This is a genomic window from Aquabacterium lacunae, from assembly GCF_004310865.1.
Taxonomy (GTDB): domain Bacteria; phylum Pseudomonadota; class Gammaproteobacteria; order Burkholderiales; family Burkholderiaceae_C; genus Aquabacterium; species Aquabacterium lacunae.
The window spans coordinates 131546-149532 of sequence record NZ_SIXI01000002.1 but is presented as its reverse complement, the minus strand read 5'-3'; the positions used below and the strand labels follow the sequence as shown (position 1 = coordinate 149532).

At 65.3% G+C, this 17987-nt stretch carries 18 protein-coding genes; 12 read left to right on the top strand and 6 right to left on the bottom strand.

Annotation, left to right across the window (positions count from 1 at the left end):
• The 12 genes from EYS42_RS04445 to EYS42_RS04390 all read left to right on the top strand — a co-directional run bounded on the left by EYS42_RS04445 (position 1) and on the right by EYS42_RS04390 (position 12097).
• Positions 1 to 933 carry a phosphatidate cytidylyltransferase gene (locus EYS42_RS04445; protein WP_130966669.1) on the top strand — a complete coding sequence of 311 codons (933 nt, stop codon included), beginning with the start codon at positions 1 to 3 and terminating at the stop codon, positions 931 to 933.
• On the top strand, positions 926 to 2164 hold the full coding sequence (ispC, locus tag EYS42_RS04440) for a 1-deoxy-D-xylulose-5-phosphate reductoisomerase (protein ID WP_130966668.1): 1239 nt from the start codon (positions 926 to 928) through the stop codon (positions 2162 to 2164). Before EYS42_RS04445 ends, ispC begins: the two co-directional genes overlap by 8 nt.
• Before the next feature lie 57 nt (positions 2165 to 2221).
• Positions 2222 to 3628, top strand: a complete 1407-nt coding sequence (gene rseP / locus EYS42_RS04435) for an RIP metalloprotease RseP (protein ID WP_130966667.1) — start codon at positions 2222 to 2224, stop codon at positions 3626 to 3628.
• A 5-nt stretch (positions 3629 to 3633) separates the two neighbouring features.
• Complete coding sequence (bamA, locus tag EYS42_RS04430) at positions 3634 to 5931, top strand: outer membrane protein assembly factor BamA (protein ID WP_130966666.1); 2298 nt, start codon at positions 3634 to 3636, stop codon at positions 5929 to 5931.
• A gap of 2 nt (positions 5932 to 5933) precedes the next feature.
• Positions 5934 to 6440 (top strand): OmpH/Skp family outer membrane protein, encoded by a 507-nt coding sequence (locus tag EYS42_RS04425; protein WP_130966665.1) that lies wholly within the window; start codon positions 5934 to 5936, stop codon positions 6438 to 6440.
• Positions 6437 to 7492, top strand: coding sequence for a UDP-3-O-(3-hydroxymyristoyl)glucosamine N-acyltransferase (lpxD, locus tag EYS42_RS04420; RefSeq protein WP_425358864.1), 1056 nt, complete (start codon positions 6437 to 6439; stop codon positions 7490 to 7492). Before EYS42_RS04425 ends, lpxD begins: the two co-directional genes overlap by 4 nt.
• Positions 7489 to 7932, top strand: a complete 444-nt coding sequence (fabZ, locus tag EYS42_RS04415; protein WP_130967299.1) for a 3-hydroxyacyl-ACP dehydratase FabZ — start codon at positions 7489 to 7491, stop codon at positions 7930 to 7932. The genes lpxD and fabZ overlap by 4 nt, the downstream gene beginning before the upstream one ends.
• Before the next feature lie 10 nt (positions 7933 to 7942).
• The gene (gene lpxA / locus EYS42_RS04410) at positions 7943 to 8731 is read left to right on the top strand and encodes an acyl-ACP--UDP-N-acetylglucosamine O-acyltransferase (protein ID WP_130966664.1); all 789 of its coding nucleotides are present in this window, start codon (positions 7943 to 7945) and stop codon (positions 8729 to 8731) included.
• Between the two features lie 4 nt (positions 8732 to 8735).
• Positions 8736 to 9875: a lipid-A-disaccharide synthase gene (gene lpxB, locus EYS42_RS04405; protein WP_245503501.1), complete on the top strand. Its 1140-nt coding sequence runs from the start codon at positions 8736 to 8738 to the stop codon at positions 9873 to 9875.
• On the top strand, positions 9844 to 10479 hold the full coding sequence (rnhB, locus tag EYS42_RS04400) for a ribonuclease HII (RefSeq protein ID WP_130966663.1): 636 nt from the start codon (positions 9844 to 9846) through the stop codon (positions 10477 to 10479). The genes lpxB and rnhB overlap by 32 nt, the downstream gene beginning before the upstream one ends.
• 18 nt (positions 10480 to 10497) lie before the next feature.
• Entirely contained in the window at positions 10498 to 11310 is an 813-nt protein-coding gene (locus EYS42_RS04395; RefSeq protein WP_130966662.1) for a TrmH family RNA methyltransferase, read from the top strand.
• A 91-nt stretch (positions 11311 to 11401) separates the two neighbouring features.
• Positions 11402 to 12097 carry a Bax inhibitor-1 family protein gene (locus tag EYS42_RS04390; protein ID WP_130966661.1) on the top strand — a complete coding sequence of 232 codons (696 nt, stop codon included), beginning with the start codon at positions 11402 to 11404 and terminating at the stop codon, positions 12095 to 12097.
• A gap of 72 nt (positions 12098 to 12169) precedes the next feature.
• Here EYS42_RS04390 and dnaB read toward each other — a convergent pair whose 3' ends face one another.
• The 6 genes from dnaB to ppsA form a co-directional block, all read right to left on the bottom strand.
• The gene (gene dnaB, locus EYS42_RS04385; protein WP_130966660.1) at positions 12170 to 13606 is read right to left on the bottom strand and encodes a replicative DNA helicase; all 1437 of its coding nucleotides are present in this window, start codon (positions 13604 to 13606) and stop codon (positions 12170 to 12172) included.
• A 147-nt stretch (positions 13607 to 13753) separates the two neighbouring features.
• Complete coding sequence (rplI, locus tag EYS42_RS04380) at positions 13754 to 14206, bottom strand: 50S ribosomal protein L9 (protein WP_130966659.1); 453 nt, start codon at positions 14204 to 14206, stop codon at positions 13754 to 13756.
• A gap of 12 nt (positions 14207 to 14218) precedes the next feature.
• The gene (gene rpsR / locus EYS42_RS04375; RefSeq protein WP_130966658.1) at positions 14219 to 14509 is read right to left on the bottom strand and encodes a 30S ribosomal protein S18; all 291 of its coding nucleotides are present in this window, start codon (positions 14507 to 14509) and stop codon (positions 14219 to 14221) included.
• Positions 14510 to 14542: 33 nt separating this feature from the next.
• A complete protein-coding gene (priB, locus tag EYS42_RS04370) occupies positions 14543 to 14848 on the bottom strand; it encodes a primosomal replication protein N (RefSeq protein ID WP_130966657.1) in 306 nt (101 codons plus the stop codon).
• Positions 14849 to 14885: 37 nt separating this feature from the next.
• Positions 14886 to 15254, bottom strand: a complete 369-nt coding sequence (gene rpsF / locus EYS42_RS04365; protein WP_130966656.1) for a 30S ribosomal protein S6 — start codon at positions 15252 to 15254, stop codon at positions 14886 to 14888.
• 206 nt (positions 15255 to 15460) lie between these two features.
• Positions 15461 to 17866: a phosphoenolpyruvate synthase gene (ppsA, locus tag EYS42_RS04360; protein ID WP_130966655.1), complete on the bottom strand. Its 2406-nt coding sequence runs from the start codon at positions 17864 to 17866 to the stop codon at positions 15461 to 15463.
• Positions 17867 to 17987: the final 121 nt, after the last annotated feature.

The window sequence follows — 17987 nt, the reverse complement described above, 5'->3', positions numbered from 1 at the left end:
ATGCTCAAGCAACGTGTGATCACGGCCCTGGTTCTGATGGCCATCCTGCTGCCGGCCTTGTGGGCCGATGCGCTGTGGCCGTTCGCCACGCTCAGCCTGCTGTTTGTGGCAGCTGCCGGGTGGGAGTGGGCCCGCCTGAATGACGCGCCGGGCTGGCGTGCCTGGGCACTGGCCCTGGGCGTGGTGGGAGGCTGTCTGGCCGTGGCCCAGAAGCTGGGGCTGCCTGTTCTGGGCGGCGCCTCGACCGCCGTGGCGGCGGCCCATGGTGCCGCAGGCCACGTGCATGCCCTGGGCGAGCCCCTGGTGGGCTTCGCCGTGCCGGCCACCTGGTGGTGGTGCGCCACCGCCGTGTGGGTGCTGGGTGGTGCATGGGCACTGCGCTTCGGCCCGACACACTGGAAGGCCCTGGGCATGGGGCCGCGCGGTCTGATTGGCCTGGGCCTGCTGGTGACTGCCTGGCTGGCCATGACCGAAGCGAAGCAGCATGGATTGAACTACCTGTTGTCGATCATGAGCCTGGTGTGGGCTGCCGACATCGGCGCCTATTTCGGTGGCCGAACCTTCGGTAAGCGCAAGCTGGCACCCACCATCAGCCCGGGCAAGAGTTGGGAAGGTGTGTATGCCGGCGCGGTGTCCACCCTGGTGCTGGCCGTGGCCTGGGTGGCTGCTGATCGCCATCTGGGGGTCGACTCGCCGAGCCTGTACAGCCATTTGCTGATGGGGCTGGGGCCGGTGGGCCTGGCGCTGGCCGTGGCGGCCCTGACCGCCGTGAGCGTCGCCGGTGACCTGATCGAATCCATGATCAAGCGTGTGGCCGGAGCCAAGGACAGCAGCCAGTTGTTGCCGGGCCATGGCGGTGTGCTCGATCGCATCGATGCCCAGTTGCCGGTGCTGCCCGTGGCCCTGGCCCTGACCACCCTGTGCCATGGATGAAGGATTGACCGTGTCGAAGTCTGACGCCGCTGTTTCCGCCTCTGCAGGCCATCGCCAGGGTGTGTGCATCCTGGGCTCCACCGGCTCGATCGGCACCAACACGCTCGATGTGCTGGCCCGTCACCCCGATCGTTTCGAGGTCGTGGCGCTGACGGCCGGTCAGCGTGTGGACGAAATCCTGAGCCAGTGCCGCACCTGGAAGCCCCGTTTCGCCGTCATGCACGATGAATCGGCGGCGGCCCGCCTGCGCGAAGCGGTGCGCCAGGAAGGGTTGCCCACCGAAGTGCTGGCCGGCCCCGCGGCCATGGAAACCGTGGCCTCGCTGCCCGAGGTCGACATGGTGATGGGGGCCATCGTGGGCGCCGCGGGCCTTTCGCCCTGCCTGGCGGCAGCGCGTGCAGGCAAGCGTCTGCTGCTGGCCAACAAGGAGGCACTGGTGGTGGGTGGTGCGCTGTTCATGCAGGCGGTGGAGGAGGGCGGTGCCACCTTGCTGCCCATCGACAGCGAGCACTCGGCCATTTTCCAGTGCCTGCCGGAAGACCGCAGCACCTGGGCGCAGCGCATCGACCACATCGTGCTGACCGCCTCGGGCGGGCCGTTCCGTGACCGCGATCCGGCCACCTTTGCCGGCATCACGCCCGAGCAGGCCTGCGCGCACCCCAACTGGGTGATGGGGCGCAAGATTTCGGTCGACTCGGCCACCATGATGAACAAGGCGCTGGAGGTGATCGAAGCCCGCTGGCTGTTCGACCTGCAGCCCGAGCAGATCCGCGTGGTGGTGCACCCGCAAAGCATCATCCACTCGATGGTGGTGTGCCGTGACCGTTCGGTGCTGGCTCAGCTGGGCACGCCCGACATGCGCGTGCCCATTGCCTACGGCCTGTCGTGGCCGGAGCGCATCGAGTCGGGTGCTGACCTGCTGGATTTCATGCAGTTGCAGGCGCTGACCTTCCGTGAGCCCGATGCCGCACGCTACCCCGGTCTGCCACTGGCCTGGGACACCCTGCGCGGCCCCGAAGGCTCGACCTGCGTGCTCAATGCCGCCAACGAAGTGGCCGTGGCCGCCTTTCTGGCGGGCGTCCTGCGGTTTGACCAGATCCATGCGGTCAATGCCGACACGCTTGCACGCCTGTCGATCGATGCCAGCCTGACCACGTCGGTGGAAGGCTTGCTGACCCTGGATGCCCAGGCCCGCCGTGTGGCCGACAGCGTGGTGGCCGGCCTCCGCTGAGGCCTGCAGTACCATCTCGCTGACGCAGATGCGCCCACCGGGCGCAGGAGTTCGAAGATGCTGATGACCGTCCTGGCATTTCTGGTGACGATCGGTGTGCTCGTGGTGATCCACGAGTACGGGCACTACCGTGCCGCTGTGGCCTGCAATGTGAAGGTGCTGCGCTTTTCGGTGGGCTTCGGCCGCGTGCTGTGGTCCCGCCAGCGCGGGGAAACCGAGTTCGTCGTGGCTGCCCTGCCGCTGGGTGGCTACGTGAAGATGCTCGACGGGCGCGAGGGCGAAGTGCCCTCTGGCGAACGCGACCGTGCCTTCAACAACAAATCGTTGCGCCAGCGTGCCTTCATCGTGGCCGCAGGCCCGGCCGCCAACCTGCTGCTGGCCGTGCTGCTGTATGCGCTGGTGAACTGGCTGGGCGTGAAAGAGCTGGTGCCGCGCATGGCCGAGCCCGTGGTGGCCTCGGTGGCGGCCCAGGCCGGTCTGAAAGCCGGTGATGAGATCCAGGCTGTGGCGGTGAAGACCGAGGGCAGCGCGCTGATGCCGGGGCAGGGTGATGCCGCCGATGCCCGCGACTGGCAGAGCCTGCGTTCCATGAGCGACCTGCAGTGGCAGCTCACCCAGGCTGTGCTGGCCGGTGACGACCTGTGGCTGCAGGTTCGTCGACAAGCGGGTGAGCCCCTGATCCTGCAGATGGCCACCTCCAGCGTGCCGCCCGCCGATGTCGATGCACGCCTGATGGATCGCCTGGGCCTGGCAGGCCCCTACGCTCCTCCCGTGATCGGCAAGGTGTTCGAAGGCGGCCCTGCCGAGCAGGCCGGGCTCCGCACGGGTGATGTCATCTTGAAGGTCAATGGCCAGGCCGTGGGCGACGCGGCCCGTGCCCGCCAGTTGATCCGCGACAGCGCGGTCGACGGCAAGGCCCGCTCGGTGGAATTCGTGGTCGAGCGCCAGGGCCGTGTGGTGACGCTGCAGGTGCTGCCCACGCTGAAAGACGACGGCTCACGCATGGTGCCCCGCATCCAGGCCGAAGTGGGGCGCGCCCCCGAGATGATCGACGTGCGCTACGGCTTCACCGAAGGTCTCGGGCGCGCCTTGCAGAAAACCTGGGACATGTCGGTCACTTCGCTCGACATGCTGGGCAAGATGCTGATCGGGCAGGCCTCGCTCAAGAACCTGAGCGGCCCGCTGACCATTGCCGACTACGCTGGCAAGTCGGCCGAACTGGGCCTGAGCTATTACCTGGGCTTTCTGGCGGTGGTCAGCGTGAGCCTGGGCGTGCTCAACCTGTTGCCGCTGCCGGTCCTCGATGGTGGGCACCTCATGTATTATCTTTTCGAAGGCGTGACCGGACGGCCAGTCTCCGAGCTGTGGCTCCAGCGGCTGCAGCGTGGCGGCGTGGCCGTCATGCTTTTCATGATGTCACTGGCTCTTTACAACGATCTGGCCCGAATCCTGGGCATGCACTGAACTTCATGCAAACGAAGAAATCGTTCCGGCTCAAGCCGACCTTTGCCGCAGCCCTGTTCGCTGCGATGTCCCATGTGTCGGTCTGGGCCGTCGAGCCCTTCGTCCTCAAGGACATCCGTGTCGAGGGCCTGCAGCGCGCCGACGCCGGCACCGTGTTCGGGGCCTTGCCCTTCCGCGTGGGCGACACCTACACCGACGACAAGGGGGCCGCGGGCCTGCGTGCCCTGTTCGGCACCGGCCTGTTCAAGGACGTGCGCATCCAGATCGACGGCAATGTGGTCGTGGTCGTCGTGGAAGAGCGCCCTGTGATCTCTCGGGTCGAGTTTTCGGGCACCAAGGAATTCGACAAGGACGTGCTGGTCAAGGCCCTGAAGGACATCGGCATCGGCGAAGGCATGCCGTTTGACCGGGCCCAGGCCGACCGCGCCGAGCAGGAGCTCAAGCGCCAGTACCTGTCGCGCAGCCTGTACGGTGCCGAAGTGGTCACCACCATCACCCCTGTCGAGCGCAACCGCATCAACGTCACCTTCAGCGTGAACGAAGGCGAAGTGGCCAAGATCCGCCAGATCAAGGTGACCGGCAGTTCGGCCTTCAGCGAAAGCACGCTCAGGGGCCTGATGGAGTTGCAGACCGGCGGCTGGCTCAGCTGGTACACCAAGTCGGATCAGTACTCGCGCGCCAAGCTCAACGCCGACCTGGAAACCATCCGCGCCTACTACCAGAATCGCGGTTACCTCGATTTCCGCATCGAATCGACCCAGGTGGCCATTTCGCCTGACAAGCAGGACATTTCGATCACCATCAACGTGGTCGAAGGCGTGAAATACACCGTCACCCAGGTGCGCCTGGAAGGTGATTTCCTGGGCAAGGAAGAAGAGTTCCGCTCGCTGGTCACCGTCACGCCAGGTCAGCCTTACAAGGCCGAAGACGTGGCGGCCACGGTCAAGGCCTTCACCGACAAGTACGCGGCATTCGGCTACGCTTTCGCCCGCGTTGATTTCAAGCCCGAGGCTGACCGTGAAAAGGGGCAGGTTGTGGCCGTGCTGCAGGCCAACCCATCTCGCCGTGCGTATGTGCGCCGTGTGAATGTGGCTGGCAACTCGCGCACCCGTGACGAGGTCATTCGCCGCGAATTCCGCCAGTTCGAGTCGGCCTGGTATGACGGCGCCAAGATCAAGGCCTCGCGTGACCGCGTGGACCGCCTGGGCTACTTCAAGCAGGTGTCGGTGGACACGGCTGAAGTGCCCGGTACGCAGGACCAGGTCGACCTGACGCTGAGCGTGGAAGAAAAGCCCACGGGCAACCTGATGCTGGGCGCTGGCTTCTCGAGTGCTGACAAGCTCTCGCTGTCGGCCTCGATCAAACAGGAAAACGTGTTCGGCTCGGGTAACTACCTCGGCCTGGAAGTGAACACCTCTCGCTCGAACCGCACGCTGGTGGTCTCCACGGTCGATCCGTATTTCACCGACATCGGCATTTCGCGGTCGGTCGATGTGTTCTACCGCACCACCAAGCCCCTGACCAGCCAGGGCGGCACCTACGAGCTGATCACTCCCGGTGCGGCCGTGCGTTTCGGCGTGCCGTTCACCGAACTGGATACCGTGTTCTTCGGCGTGGGTGCCGAGCAGACCGAGATCGTGGGTGGCATTGGCCTGCCCGTGAGCTACGAGCGCTACCGCCAGCAGTTCGGCGACAAGAGCCTGAGCATCCCGCTGACCGTGGGCTGGCAGCGAGACGGTCGCGACAGTGTGCTGGTGCCCACCGATGGCCGCTACCAGCGCGTGAACGTCGAGCTGGGCGTGGCCGGTGACACCCGCTACGTGAAGTCGAACTACCAGTTCCAGCAGTATTGGCCGCTGTCCAAGGCTTACACCCTGGGTTTCAATGCCGAATTCGGCTACGGCAAGGGCCTGTCGGGCAAGCCGTACCCGGTGTTCAAGAACTTCAACGGGGGTGGCCTGGGCACGGTGCGCGGGTTCGACCAGAACTCGCTGGGCCCGGTCGACATCGAAGGTTCCTACGTGGGCGGTACGCAGCGCGTGAACGTCAACACCGAGCTGTACGTGCCGTTCCCCGGCTCGGGCAATGACCGCACCTTGCGCCTGTTCGGTTACGCCGACATGGGCAACGTCTGGGGTGAGAACCAGACGCCTTCGGTCGACGATTTGCGCGCCTCCGTGGGCATCGGCATCAGCTGGATTTCGCCCATCGGTCCGCTCAAGCTCAGCTACGGCCAGCCCGTTCGCAAGTTCGATCAGGATAAAATCCAGAAACTCCAGTTCCAGATCGGGACCGCCTTCTGACCATGACACGGATTGCTTCCTCCCTGTGCGCCCTGGCGCTTGCCTTCGGGGCAACCAGCCTGGCCGCCCAGGAAATCAAGATCGGCTACGTGAACATCGACCGCGTGCTGCGCGATGCCGCACCGGCCAAGGCTGCCCAGTCCAAGCTGGAGCAGGAATTCAGCCGCCGAGAAAAAGAGCTCAACGATGCTGCTCAGCGTCTGAAGGCCGCCTCCGACAAGTTCGAAAAGGACGCGCCCACGCTGTCCGAGTCCGAGCGTGCTCGCCGTCAGCGCGACCTGGTCGAACAAGACCGCGAACTCAAGCGCCGAAGCCGCGAGTTCCAGGAAGACCTGAGCCAGCGCAAGAACGAAGAGCTGTCGGGTGTGCTGGACCGTGCCAACAAGGTGGTCAAGCAGATCTTCGACCAGGAAAAGTACGACCTGATTCTGCAGGAAGCCGTGTTCGCCAGCCCCCGAGTGGACATCACCGACCGCGTGATCAAGGCCCTGGGAGCCCCGGCCAAGTGAGCGTTGCCGAGCTTGATCCCCCGGTGCGCCTGGGGGACCTGGTGGCCGAGCTGGGAGGCGAGCTTCTGGGGTCGCCCGACCAGACGATTCGCCAGATCGCCTCTCTCGATGCAGCCGACAGCGGCTGCATTTCGTTTCTGGCGAACCCGAAGTACAAGGCCCAGTTGCAGACCACCCGGGCCGCTTGCGTGATCGTGGCGCCGGCGGTGAAAGATGAAGCCGCTGCCCGTGGCGCGGCCATCGTCACGCCCGACCCCTACCTGTATTTCGCACGCCTGACCCAGTGGTGGGCGCGTCGTGTGCGTCCGGCGGCGACCGCCGTGGTGCACCCCGGCGCCGTGGTCGACGCCTCGGCCGTGCTGGGCGCTGGCGTGTCGGTCGGGCCGCTGGCGGTGATCGAAGCCGGTGCCGTGGTGGGCGAGGGCGCCGTGATCGGCCCGCACTGCGTGGTCGGTCGCAACGCTCGCATCGGTGCAGGCACCCGCCTGTCGGCCCGCGTGACCATCGGCTTCGATTGCGTGCTGGGCGCGCGCTGCATCGTGCACAGCGGGGCGGTGATCGGTGCAGACGGTTTCGGCTTTGCGCCGCACCAGGGCCGCTGGGAAAAAATCGAACAACTCGGCGCCGTGCACATCGGCGACGACGTCGAGATTGGCGCCAACACCTGCATCGACCGTGGCGCCCTGAGCGACACCGTGATCGAGCAGGGTGTGAAGCTCGACAACCTCATTCAGATCGCCCACAACGTGCGCATCGGCGAGCATTCCGCCATGGCCGCCAACGTGGGTGTGGCCGGTAGCACGGTCATTGGCAAGCACTGCACCGTGGGCGGTGCGGCCAACATCATCGGCCACCTGGAACTGGCCGACCGCGTGCACATCTCGGTGGCCACCACCGTGACGCGGTCGCTCAACCAGGCGGGCCACTACACCGGCGTCTTCCCACTCGACACCCATGCCGACTGGGAGAAGAACGCGGCCACGGTCAAGAACCTCGCGAAGTTGCGAGAGCGCCTGCGCGCGCTGGAGAAAGCATGCAACAAGAACGAATGATGGACATCCACAAGATTCTGGAACTCCTGCCCCACCGCTATCCCATCCTGCTGGTGGACCGGGTGCTGGAGATCACGGACGATCACAATCGCATCCGTGCCCTGAAGAACGTCACGTTCAACGAGCCCTTCTTCCAGGGGCACTTCCCGCACCGTCCGGTCATGCCGGGCGTGATGATGCTCGAAGCCCTGGCCCAGGCCGCGGCCCTGCTGGCGTTTTCCACCCGCGGCATCGTCAGCGACGACAAGTCGGTGTACTACTTCGTGGGCATCGACAACGCGCGTTTCAAGCGCCCGGTCGAGCCGGGTGATCAGCTCATCCTGGATGTGCAGATCGAACGCGCCAAGGCGGGCATCTACAAGTTCAAGGCCAAGGGCCTGGTGGACGAGCAGGTGGCGGTCGAGGCCGACCTGATGTGCACCATGCGTCGCATCGACTGAAGGGGGCAAGATGGCCACCATCCACCCGACCGCTCTGGTCGACCCCAAGGCCCAGCTGGCCGACTCGGTCAGCGTGGGGCCTTATGCCGTGATCGGCCCGAATGTCGTGATCGGCGAAGGCACGTCCATCGGCGCGCATTGCGTGGTCGAAGGCCACACCACCATCGGCCGCGACAACCAGATCTTCCAGTTCGCCTCCATCGGTGCGGCGCCCCAGGACAAGAAGTACAGGGGCGAACCCACGCAGCTGATCATCGGTGATCGCAACACCATCCGCGAGTTCTGCACCTTCAACACCGGCACCACGCAGGACGAAGGCATCACGCGCGTGGGCGATGACAACTGGGTCATGGCCTACGTGCACGTGGCCCATGACTGCCAGCTGGGCAACCACCTGATCCTGGCCAACAACGCCACCCTGGCGGGCCACGTGCACGTGGGCGACTGGGTGATCGTGGGCGGCCTGACCGGCGTGCACCAGTTCGTGCGCATTGGCGCGCACGCCATGGTGGGCTTCCAGACCCGCCTGGCGCAAGACGTGCCGCCGTTCATGATGGTGCAGGGCAACCCCTGTGAGGCCAGCGGCTTCAACGTGGAAGGGCTGCGTCGCCGCGGCTTCTCGGCCGAGCGCATTGCCGCGGTCAAGCAGCTGTACAAAATCATCTACCGCCAGGGCCTGACCCTGGAGGCCGCCAAGGCCCAGCTGGCCGAGCTGGCCCTGGCCCGCCCTGAAGCCCAGGCCGATGTGCAGTCGGTGATCGACTTCCTGGCCACCGCCACGCGCGGCATCGTGCGCTGAGCCCATGGCACCACGCATGGGCATGGTGGCCGGCGAGGCCTCGGGTGATCTGCTGGCCGGCCTGCTGCTGGGTGGGCTCAAGCAGCGTTTCCCGGGCATGTCGGCCTTCGGCATTGGCGGGCCCAAGATGGCGGCTCAGGGCTTTGACGCCTGGTGGCCCCACCACAAGCTGTCGGTGTTCGGCTTTGTCGATGCCTTGCGGCATTACCGAGAGCTCTCAGGCATCCGTGACCAGTTGGGCGATCGCCTGCTGGCCGAGCGGCCCGATGTGTTCGTGGGGGTCGATGCCCCCGATTTCAACTTCGGGCTGGAGCGTCGACTGAAAGAGGGCGGCATTCGCACGGTGCATTTCGTCAGCCCCTCGATCTGGGCCTGGCGAGGTGGGCGCATCGACAAGATCGCACGCTCGACCGACCATGTGCTGTGTCTGTTCCCTTTCGAGCCCGAGCTGTACCAGGCCAAGGGCATTGCGGCCACTTTCGTGGGCCACCCCCTGGCCGACACCATCCCGATGGAAGCGCCGAAGGCGCCCGCGCGCGCTGCATTGGGCCTGACAGCCGATGCCCCGGTGCTGGCCGTGCTGCCGGGCAGCCGCCGCTCTGAAATCCAGCACATCGCACCGGCCTTCTTGCAGACCGTGGCCGTGCTGGCTCGCCAGCGCCCTGACATGCAGTTCGTGATGCCGGTGGTGCCCGGCCTGCGTGACATGGTCGAACCCATGGTGCGCGAGCATTGCCCCGACGCGCCCTTGCAGGTGCTCGACGGCCGTTCGCACGAGGCCCTGGCCGCCTGCGACGTGACCCTGATCGCCAGTGGCACCGCCACCCTGGAGGCGGCCTTGTTCAAGCGCCCCATGGTGATCGCCTATCGCCTGGGCTGGATGAGCTGGCAGCTGATGCGCCACATGGGCTACCTGCCCTGGGTGGGGCTGCCCAACATCCTGGCCCGTGATTTCGTGGTGCCAGAACGCCTTCAGGATGCCGCCAGCCCTCAGCAACTGGCCCAGGACTGCCTGGCGTGGTTTGATCAGCCGGCTCGCATGGAGGCGGTGCAGGGCCGCTTTGCCGAGATGCACAACACCTTGCGCCGGGACACCGGCCGCTGCGCCAGCGATGCGATCGCGAAAGTCCTTGAAAGCCGCTGAGCCCCAGCAGCTGGACCTGCTGTGGACGCCCTCGGGCCTGATCGCCGGGGTGGACGAGGCCGGCCGTGGCCCCCTGGCCGGGCCGGTGGTGGCCGCTGCCGTCATCCTGGACGACCAGCACCCGATCGCTGGCTTGAACGACTCGAAAAAGCTCACGGCCGCCCGCCGCGAGCAGCTTTTCGACGAGATCCGGGCCAAGGCGCTGTGTTGCAGCATCGCCGAGGCCAGCGTGGCGGAGATCGACCAGCTCAACATCTTGCAGGCCACCATGCTGGCCATGCGCCGGGCCGTGGAGGGCCTGCGCCTGCGGCCGGCCCAGGTGCTGGTCGACGGCAACCGCATCCCGGTGTTGAATGTACCGGCCGAGGCCATCGTCAAGGGCGATGCCAAGGTGGCCTGCATCGCGGCGGCGTCCATTTTGGCCAAGGTGCACCGTGACCGCCTGTGCGACGACCTGCATGCCCGCCACCCGGGCTATGGCTTCGCCACCCACAAGGGCTACCCCACGCCCGACCACCTGCAAGCCCTGCAGACCCTGGGGCCTTGCCCTGACCACCGCCAAAGCTTCGCGCCTGTGCGCGTGGCCGCCGCTGCACGCGCCTGAGTGGCCCGTTTCACCCCCATGCCCATCGTTCAAGCCATCACCTCCCGCGACAACCCGCTGCTGCAGAAGTTGCGCAAGCTGGTGGCCGACCCCGGCGCTTACCGCAAGCTGGGCGAGCTGTGGGTGGAGGGTGACCACCTGTGCGACGCTGCCTTGCAACGTGGGCAAGCCGTGCCGCTGGCCGTGATCGCCGACACCGCCTGGTGCGGCGAGCAGGGGCAGGGCGCCACCACCGACCCGGTGGCCCAACGCTTGAGCCAGCTGGCCGAGCAGGCCCGCAAGGTGGTGGTGTTGCCCGAGGCCCTGATGCGCACGGTGTCGTCGCTGGAATCACCCGCACGCCTGGGCTTCGTGCTGCCCCTGCCGCAAGACACGGCCGTTCGCCCGGGTCTGCGCACGGTGGTGCTGGACCGGCTGCAGGATGCGGGCAACGTGGGCACGGTGCTGCGCAGTGCGTCGGCCCTTGGTGTGCAGCAGGTGGTGGCGCTCAAGGGCACAGCGGCCTTGTGGTCGCCCAAGGTGCTGCGGGCCGGCATGGGCGCGCACTGGGCCTTGCACCTGGTGGAACAGAGCCCCCTGGAGGCGCTGGATGCCCTGCAAGTGCCCCTGGTGGCCACCAGTTCGCACGCCGATCATCAACTGCACCAGGCTCCCTTGCCCGAACCCTGCGCCTGGGTGATGGGGCATGAAGGGCAGGGTGTGCAGGCCGCACTGATGGCCCGTTGCGCCATGACGGTGGGCATTCCGCAGCCGGGCGGTGAAGAATCCTTGAATGTGGGGGCTGCCGCCTCCATTTGCCTGTATGAATCGATGCGTCGGCGTCTTGTCTGACATACGCATGCGTTTCTGGTACTAAAATGAACCGAAACTTGCAGAGGCTGCATGCCAACTGGCAAGCCTCGGTGCTTGAACGGAGATCACCATGGACCAATCCCTGAAAACTCTTGATGTGGCTTACGGCGGTGCGCTGTCGGCCCAACGCCAGCGCGTGCTGCGCAACACCTACGCCCTGCTGGCCCTGTCGATGGTGCCCACCGTGCTGGGTGCCTGGTTGGGCGTGCAGATGGGCTTCAGTTTTTTCGCGGGCAGCCCCCTGATCGGCATGCTCGTGTTCATGGGCGTTGCCTTCGGCTTCTTCTTTGCCATCGAGAAGTTCAAGAACTCCGGCGTGGGCGTGTTGCTGCTGCTGGGCTTCACCTTCTTCATGGGCCTGATGATGTCGCGCCTGATCGGTGCCGTGCTGGGCTTCAGCAATGGCGCCCAACTGATCGCCACGGCCTTCGGTGGCACCGCGCTGGTCTTCGCCGGCATGGCCACGATGGCCAGCACCATGAAGCGTGACCTGGCCGGCCTGGGCAAATGGCTGATGATCGGTGCCGTCGTGCTGATGGTGGCTGCCGTGGCCAACATCTTCCTGAAGATGCCTGCCCTGATGCTGACCATCTCGGCTTTGGCTGTGGTGATCTTCTCGGCCTTCATCCTGTACGACCTCAAGCGCATCATCGATGGCGGCGAGACCAACTACGTCACGGCCACCCTGTCGATCTACCTGAGCGTGTACAACGTGTTCACCTCGCTGCTGCAGATCCTGGGCGTGTTGGGCGGAAACGACGACTGACCTGCGTCCCGTCGCCAACCCAAAAAGCCTCGCAGTGCGAGGCTTTTTTCATGGGGCCAGGGTTGGGCAGAATCAGTACTGATCGCCTTCGCCCACATAGGTGCCAGGCGCCAGGTTCTCGAAGCGCGTGTTCGATTTCAGGAAGGCCAGGTGGATGCTGCCCACCGGGCCGTTACGCTGTTTGCCGATGATGATCTCGGCCGTGCCGGGGATCTTGGAGTCGCGGTTGTAATACTCGTCGCGGTAGATGAACATGATCACGTCGGCGTCCTGCTCGATGGCGCCCGATTCGCGAAGGTCGGACATCATCGGGCGCTTGTCGGGCCGGGTTTCGACCGACCGGTTCAGCTGGGACAGCGCGATCACCGGGCACTGCAGCTCTTTGGCCAGCGCCTTCAGGCCCCGCGAGATTTCACCGATCACGGTGGCGCGGTTTTCCTCGTTGCCTCCCGAGCCGCTCATCAGCTGCAGGTAGTCGATGATGATCAGGCCCAGCGTGCCGCCGTACTGGCGCGCCAGGCGCCGCGCACGGGCCCGCAGTTCGTTGGGCGACAGGCCGGGCGTTTCGTCGATGTGCACCTTGGCGTCTTTCAGGCGCTCGACGGTTTCGCTCAGGCGGCTCCATTCGTCATCGGTCAGTCGGCCTGTGCGCAGGTTCTGCTGGTTGATGCGGCCGATCGAGCCGACCATCCGCAGTGCCAGCTGCGAGGCACCCATTTCCATCGAGAAGATGCAGACGGGCAGGCCTTCGTTGACGGCCACGTTTTCGCCGATGTTCAGGGCGAAGGCGGTCTTGCCCATGGAAGGGCGCGCGGCCAGGATGATCAGGTCGCCCTTTTGCAGGCCAGCGGTCATCTTGTCGAGGTCGATGAAGCCGGTGCGCACCCCGGTCACGTCGTCCAGGCCGTTGTCGGCCAGTTCCTGCACGCGGTCGAGCAGGTCGACCACCAGGGTGTCCATGTTGTGGAAGCCCTGCTTGCCCTTGTTGCCCTCTTCGCCGATCTTCATGATGCTGGCTTCGGCGGCGTCGAGCAGGTCGGACACCGACTTGCCTTGCGGGTCGAACACGTGGGTCGCGATCTCGTCAGCGGCCGTGACCAGTTTGCGCAGCACGGCGCGCTCGCGCACGATTTCGGCGTAGCGCCGGATGTTGGCCGCGCTGGGCACCGACTGCGCCAGATCGTTCAGGTACTTCAGGCCACCGATCTCGTCGGCCTTGCCCAGGGTCTGCAACTGCTCGTACACCGTGATCACGTCAGCCGGTTTGCTGGCATTGATCAGTTTCTGCACGGCCGTGAAGATCAGCTGGTGCTCGCGGCGGTAGAAGTCGGTCTCGTTGAGGATGTCAGAGGCACGGTCCCAGGCCGAGTTGTCCAGCAGCAGGCCACCGAGCACGCTCTGCTCGGCCTCGATGGAGTGCGGTGGCAGGCGCAGGCGCGCGATGTCGGCGCTGCCTGTGCTGGTGCCGGGCGTGGGCAGGGGAGTCGATTCGGGGAGTACGGCAGCCATGGCTTGATCATACGGGCGTTGCCCACAGGCCCCTGTGGATAAGGCTGTGGGCAGCCTTGGGAAATCAGGTGGAAAGCCGTGGACAACGTGGGAAAAACAAAAGCCGCCCGAAGGCGGCTTTGTGTGGGCAGGGTTGCCGGGCCGAAATTATTCGGCGGCAGCCACCACCTGCACGGTGATGTCGACGACGACATCGGTGTGCAGAGCGACCGACACGGCGTGCTCGCCGGTGGTCTTCAGGGGGCCGTTGGGCAGGCGAACTTGCTGCTTGGAGGCGTCGAAGCCGGCGGCCTTCAGGGCGTCAGCGATGTCGGCGTTGGTGACCGAGCCGAACAGACGGCCGTCCACGCCAGCCTTCTGGCTGACGGAAACGGTCTTGCCCGACAGCTTGTCGCCAGTGGCTTGAGCGGCGGACAGCTTTTCAGCTTGGGCCTTTTCCAGTTCGGCGCGACGGGCTTCGAATTCCTTGATGGCCGAATCGGTGGCGCGACGAGCGCGGCCCGAAGGGATCAGGAAGTTGCGAGCGTAGCCGTCCTTCACCTTGACGACATCACCCAGGTTGCCCAGGTTGGCGACTTTTTCGAGGAGGATGATTTGCATGTCAGTGACTCCTTAGGCCTTGTGCTGGTCGGTGTACGGCAGCAGGGCCAGGAAACGAGCGCGCTTGATGGCGGTCGTCAGTTGACGTTGGTAGATGGCGCGGGTACCGGTCAGGCGAGCAGGGATGATCTTGCCGTTTTCCGAGATGAAATCGCGCAGGGTGTCGACGTCCTTGTAGTCGATTTCTTCAACGCCAGCGACGGTGAAGCGGCAGAAACGCTTGCGACGGAACAGCAGCGACTGGGTGTTGCGCTTGCCCTTGCGGTCTTTGGAGAACTTGCCCTTGCCACGAGTGATAGCCATGGTTGACCTCTTGTGTGCAGAAATGTATTGAATTCAAAGAAGCTCGATGATGTGCAGCAGCACGCCGCGTCCGTTGCGCGTCATGCCCAGAAACCCCTTGAGCGTGAGCTCGGCACCGATGTCGGTGCGACCGAGTCGTTCGGCCAGGGGGCCCATCGCCACAGCGTTCAGATCACAGGCCACCTTGCGGGGCTTGCCGGCTTCCACGACGGTTGATTCGTGGTGCAGGCGCAGATCGAGTGCTGGGAGACCGGCTGGGGTGTAGCGCAGGGCCTTGCGTTCGACGATCTGGGTGCTCAGCAGGACTTCATTGAAGCTCGGCTGAACCGGATCGGTCATCGTGCAGGCCAGACGTCACGCCCTGATGCGCCAGGCATCAGGCAGCGGCTTGCTGGTCTTGAGCGGCCTTGCGGGCCTCTTCGCGCTCGACTTGCTTCATCATGATCGAAGGAGCGGTTTCGGCCTTCTCCTTGACGACGGTCATGTGGCGCAGAACGGCGTCGTTGAACTTGAAAGCGGTTTCGAGTTCAGCCAGCGATTCCTTCGAGGCTTCGATGTTCAGGCACAGGTAGTGGGCCTTGGCCAGCTTGTTGATCTGGTAAGCCAGTTGACGGCGGCCCCAGTCTTCCACGCGGTGGATCTTGCCGCCGGCGGCGGTGATCGAACCCTTGTAGCGTTCCAGCATGGCCGGAACTTGTTCGCTTTGATCCGGGTGGATCAGCAGCACGATTTCATAGTGACGCATGGAGTCTCCTTGTGGATTCCAGGTGGTGGAAGCCGTCGCGAAGCGTCAAACCCGCAGGCGGCAAGGTTGGCGAATGCACCGCGCATCGCCCTGAGGCGCGTGGCCTCTGGCAATGACACAGCAAACCCGCCGGTCGAAAAGCCTGCGATTCTAGCATGAAAAAGCCGCCCCGTGGGGCGGCTGCTTGGGGCAGGCAGCAATGACGCTCAGCGGGCGGCCAGGCGTTGCCAGGTGTCGACCACCGTGTCGGGGTTCAGCGAGATCGACACAATGCCCTCGTCGGCCAGCCAGTCGGCGAAGTCGGGGTGGTCGGATGGGCCCTGGCCGCAGATGCCGATGTACTTGCCCGTGGCGCGGCAGGCGGCGATGGCCCGGGCGATCAGGGCCTTGACGGCCGGGTCACGCTCGTCGAAATCGTGGGCCAGCAGCTCCAGGCCGGAGTCGCGGTCCAGACCCAGGGTGAGCTGGGTCAGGTCGTTCGAGCCGATCGACATGCCGTCGAAGAACTCCAGGAACTGCTCGGCCAGGATGGCGTTGCTGGGCACTTCGCACATCATGATGACGCGCAGGTTGTCGCTGCCACCCTTGGCGGCACGCACCAGGCCGTGGTCGGCCAGCATGCCCGTGACGCGCTCGGCTTGCTTGAGGGTGCGCACGAAAGGCACCATGATCTCGACGTTGGTCAGGCCCATGTCGTTGCGCACGCGTTTGAGCGCCTCGCATTCCATGGCGAAGGCTTCACCGAACTCCTTCGAGATGTAGCGCGAGGCGCCACGGAAGCCCAGCATCGGGTTTTCTTCTTCCGGCTCGTAGCGCGAACCGCCGATCAGCTTCTTGTACTCGTTCGACTTGAAGTCGGACAGGCGCACGATGACGGGCTTGGGGTAGAAGGCCGCAGCAATGGTGGCCACACCTTCGGCCAGCTTGTCGACGTAGAAGGCGCGAGGCGAGGCATGGCCGCGGGCCACCGATTCGACGGCCTTCTTGAGGTCGTTGTCGATGTGCGGATAGTCCAGGATGGCCTTGGGGTGCACGCCGATGTTGTTGTTGATGATGAACTCGAGGCGGGCCAGGCCCACACCGCCGTTGGGCATCTGGGCGAAGTCGAAAGCCAGCTGCGGGTTGCCGACGTTCATCATGATCTTGACGCCGATGTGGGGCATCTCGCCACGGGTGACCTCGGTGATCTCGGTTTCCAGCAGACCGTCGTAGATGTAGCCGGTGTCGCCTTCGGAGCAGGCCACGGTGACCAGGGTGCCGTCGGTGAGGCGCTCGGTGGCGTTGCCGCAGCCCACCACGGCCGGGATGCCCAGCTCACGCGCGATGATGGCCGCGTGGCAGGTGCGCCCGCCGCGATTGGTCACGATGGCGCTGGCGCGCTTCATGACGGGCTCCCAGTTGGGGTCGGTCATGTCGGTGACCAGCACGTCGCCGGGCTGCACCTTGTCCATCTCGGTGATGCTGTGCACGATGCGCACGGGGCCGGTGCCGATCTTCTGACCGATGGCACGGCCTTCCGCCAGCACGGTGCTCGAGCCCTTGAGCTTGTAGCGCTGCTCGGTCTTGCCTTGTTGCTGGCTCTTCACGGTTTCCGGACGAGCCTGCAGGATGTAGAGCTTGCCGTCGGTGCCGTCCTTGCCCCATTCGATGTCCATGGGGCGGCCGTAGTGCTGCTCGATCACCAGGGCGTAGCGGGCCAGCTCCAGCACGTCGTCGTCCGTCAGGCTGTAGCGGTTGCGCAGCTCGGTGGGGGTGTCCACCGTTTTCACCAGCTTGCCCGAGGCAGCCTTTTCTTCGGCGGTGCTGAACTCCATCTTGATCAGCTTGGAGCCCAGGTTGCGGCGGATCAGGGCGCGCTTGCCGGCCTTCAGGGTGGGCTTGTGCACGTAGAACTCGTCGGGGTTCACGGCGCCTTGCACCACCGTTTCACCCAGGCCGTAGCTGGAGGTGATGAACACCACGTCGGAAAAGCCCGATTCGGTGTCGATGGTGAACATGACGCCAGCGGCGCCCAGGTCGGAGCGCACCATGCGCTGCACGCCGGCGGACAGGGCCACCACGTCATGGGCAAAGCCCTTGTGCACGCGGTAGGAAATGGCGCGGTCGTTGTACAGCGAGGCGAACACTTCCTTCATCTTGTGCAGCACGTCTTCGATGCCGACCACGTTCAGGAAGGTTTCCTGCTGACCGGCGAACGAGGCGTCGGGCAGGTCTTCGGCGGTGGCCGACGAGCGCACGGCGAAGGACGCCTGCTGGTTGTCGCCCGCCAGGGTGGCGAAGGCTTCGCGGATGGCCTGTTCCAGGTCGGCAGGGAAGGGCTGGGCTTCGACCCAGCCGCGGATTTCGGCGCCGGCGGCGGCCAGGGCCTTGACGTCTTCGGTGTCGAGCGTGGCCAGGCGCTGGTTGATGCGCTCGGTCAGGCCGTCGTGCTTGAGGAATTCACGGAAGGCGTGGGCCGTGGTGGCAAAGCCGGTGGGCACGCGCACGCCATCGGGCAGCTGGGAGATCATCTCGCCCAGCGAGGCGTTCTTGCCCCCGACCGACTCGACGTCGGACATGCGCAGCTGTTCAAACGGGACGACCAGGGCGGTCGGCTCGAAGCGTTGAGACATGAAAAACTCCAGATGATGAAAAACCGGGGTCCCGCGCGGGTGTGGGCGTGTTGGAGTGCTTGTGTGCCCTGCACCAATGTGGGACAGATGACTGACATTCTAGGGTTGGCGAAAGGCTTCT